3 protein-coding genes are annotated in these 3,233 nt (G+C 70.1%); all 3 read left to right on the top strand.

What is annotated here, in order from left to right:
- On the top strand, positions 1-216 hold a 216-nt coding region (locus tag L810_RS43090; protein WP_042978440.1), incomplete at its 5' end, for an SDR family oxidoreductase.
- 238 nt (positions 217-454) lie between these two features.
- Entirely contained in the window at positions 455-1,717 is a 1,263-nt protein-coding gene (locus L810_RS43085; RefSeq protein WP_021164350.1) for an MFS transporter, read from the top strand.
- A gap of 25 nt (positions 1,718-1,742) precedes the next feature.
- Positions 1,743-3,077 (top strand): D-amino acid dehydrogenase, encoded by a 1,335-nt coding sequence (locus L810_RS43080; protein ID WP_021164349.1) that lies wholly within the window; start codon positions 1,743-1,745, stop codon positions 3,075-3,077.
- The last annotated feature ends 156 nt before the right edge of the window (positions 3,078-3,233 follow it).

Raw genomic sequence — 3,233 nt, 5'->3', positions numbered from 1 at the left:
ATCACCGTCAACGCGGTCGCGCCGGGCTTCACGCGCAAGGACCACGGGCCGAGCGCCGGCAACGCCGACGCGTGGGCGCAGGCCGAACAGGCGACACCGCTCGGCCGGATCGCCGAACCCGACGACGTCGCCACGCTGATCGCGTTCCTGCTGTCGGATGCGGCGCGACAGATCACCGGGCAGATCGTCCACATCGACGGCGGCCTGACGCTCTGAATCGAGCGGCCGTACGTCGTGCGGTCGCGCGGGACGTCGCTGCCGCCGACGTTGGCGTGGCACGCGAGCGCGATCGGCGCTCGCACGTTCCCGGGACACCCGCCGTTCCACGCGGCCCTCCCACCCTCGCCGCCCGCCGCGCCCTCGCTCCCGTCTTTTTGGCGCCCCGCTCCCCGCCCGTAAAATAACCGCCACGCGGCAGCGCGAGACAGGACGAGACAACAGGGGGACGGCAAGCATGCAGGCATTCCAGTGGTTCGACGAGTTGTCGACACGCGAACGCAGGACGCTGTATGCCGGATTCGGCGGCTACGCGGTCGATGCGTTCGACTTCATGATCTATTCGTTCCTGATTCCGACGCTGATCGCAGCCTGGGGCATGACGAAGAGCGAGGCCGGGATGATCGCGACGAGCTCGCTGATCTCGTCGGCGCTCGGCGGCTGGGTCGCCGGCATCCTCGCCGACCGCTACGGCCGCGTGCGCGTGCTGCAGTGGACGATCGCGACGTTCGCGCTGTTCACGTGCCTGTCCGGCTTCACCCATTCGTTCTTGCAACTGCTCGCGACACGCACGCTGCAGGGCTTCGGCTTCGGCGGCGAATGGTCGGTCGTGACGATCATGATGGCCGAGACGATCCGCTCGCCCGAACACCGCGCGAAAGCCGTCGGCACCGTGCAGAGCAGCTGGTCGTTCGGCTGGGGCGCGGCCGCGATCCTCTACTGGGCGTTCTTTGCGCTGCTGCCCGAGCAGGTCGCATGGCGCGCATGCTTCTGGATCGGCATCGCGCCCGCGCTGTGGATCCTGTACATCCGCCGCAACGTCAGCGATCCGGACATCTACACGGCCACCCGCCGCGCGCGCGACGAAGGCCGCGTGTCGGGCCACTTCCTCGAGATCTTCTCGCCGCCGCACCTGCGCGCGACGCTGTTCGGCAGCGCGCTGTGCACCGGGATGCTGGGCGGCTACTACGCGATCACGACGTGGCTGCCCACCTACCTGAAAACCGTCCGCCACCTGTCGGTGTTCAACACGAGTGGCTACCTCGTCGTGCTGATCGTCGGCTCGTTCGTGGGCTACGTGGTCGGCGCGATCCTGTCCGACCGGCTCGGCCGCCGCGCGTCGTTCATCCTGTTCGCGATCGGCTCGTTCTCGCTCGGCATGGCGTACACGATGCTGCCGATCACCGACACCGCGATGCTGCTGCTCGGCTTCCCGCTCGGGATCGTCGTGCAAGGGATCTTCGCGGGCGTCGGCGCGTACCTGTCGGAGCTGTATCCCGGTGCGATCCGCGGCTCGGGCCAGGGCTTCTGCTACAACCTCGGGCGCGGGCTCGGCTCGTTCTTCCCGATCCTCGTCGGCTCGCTGTCGCAGTCGATGTCGCTCGTGAAGGCGATCGGCCTCGTCGCGGGCGGCGGCTACCTGCTCGTGATCGTCGCGGCGCTCGTCCTGCCGGAAACGCGCGGCAAGTCGCTCGTCGACGATCCGGCCGTCGCGTCCTGAGCAACCGCCACGTTCCGGAAACCGCATGCACGTGATCGTTCTCGGCGCCGGCGTGATCGGCGTCACCACCGCCTGGCACCTGCGCGAAGCAGGTTGCGAGGTCACCCTGATCGAACGCGAGGCCGACGTCGCTCAAGCGACGAGCCTCGGCAACGCCGGCGTGATCGCGCCCGGCTACGTGACGCCGTGGGCCGCCCCCGGGATGCCCGGCAAGATCCTCAAGTACCTGTTCGAGCCCGCGTCGCCGCTGATCTTCCGGCCGACGCTCGAAGCCGCGCAGTGGCGCTGGATCGCGCGCTGGCTGCGCGAATGCGAATTCGAGCGGTTCCGTGTGAACAAGCAGCGGATGCAGCGCATCGCCTATTACAGCCGCGCATGCCTGCACGCATTTCGTGACCGGCATCCGTTCGACTACGGCGCGAGCCGGGGCTACCTCCAGCTGCTGCGCGGTGCGTTCGACGTGCAGATGGTCCAGCCCGCGCTGAAGGTGCTGCGCGACGCCGGCATCGCGTTTCGCGAGCTCGATGCGGCCGGCTGCACGGCGATCGAGCCGGGCCTGCGCTGGGCGCGGCAGGCGCCCGTCGGCGGCATCTACCTGCCCGACGACGAAGCGGGCGACTGCGCGCGCTTTACGCGTGAACTGCGGGCGCTGTGCGAAGCAAACGGCGTGACGTTCCGCTTTCACACGGACGTGCAGGCGCTCGACGTTGAAGCGGGCCGGGTGCGCGGCGTGCGGACCGTCGGTAACGGCAACGAGGATGGCGATACGCCGGATCGTGCACGAGCGCATCCGCACGCATCGAACGCCGGCAGCAAGCAACGCGACGCGCGGCTCGCCGCCGACGCGATCGTCGTCGCGCTCGGCGTCGACAGCGCCGCGCTGCTGCGGCCGCACGGCATCGACGTGCCGCTCTATCCGGTGAAGGGTTACTCGGCGACGCTCTCCGTCGTCGACGACGAAAAAGCGCCGCACGCCGCGCTGATGGACGAATCGCTGAAGACGGCGATCACGCGCTTCGGCCCGACGTTGCGCGTCGCGGGTACGGCGGAACTCGGCAACCGGCACGCAGCGCTGCGCCGGCAGGCGCTCGATACGCTGATGAAGGTGCTCGACGACTGGTTTCCGCACGCGGCCGATCGCGCATCGGCGCGCTTCTGGGTCGGCCGCCGGCCGATGACGCCCGACGGGCCGCCGCTGCTCGGCGCGAGCGGGATCGACGGGCTCTGGCTCAACGTCGGCCACGGCTCGACGGGCTGGGCGATGTCGATGGGGTCGGGGAAGGTGGTGGCGGATCTCGTCACGGGGCGGGAACCGGAGATCGACTTGTCGGGCCTGACGCTCGCGCGCTACGGCCGGTAGGCCCGGCGGCCCGGCGGCCCGGTGGCTCGGCTGACTCGGTGGCTCGGCTGACTCGGTGGCCCGGCGGCCCGGTGGCCTGCTGCCTCGGTGCCTCGGCGGCTCGGCGGCTCGGCGGCTCAGTGGCTCAGCTGGCCCGGCAGGCTCGGCAGGCTCGGC

It is taken from the genome of Burkholderia sp. AU4i, assembly GCF_000466765.1.
In the GTDB taxonomy this organism is placed as follows: domain Bacteria; phylum Pseudomonadota; class Gammaproteobacteria; order Burkholderiales; family Burkholderiaceae; genus Burkholderia; species Burkholderia cepacia.
The sequence above is the reverse complement of the archived record's forward strand: the minus strand, read 5'-3'. Positions and strand labels throughout refer to the sequence as shown.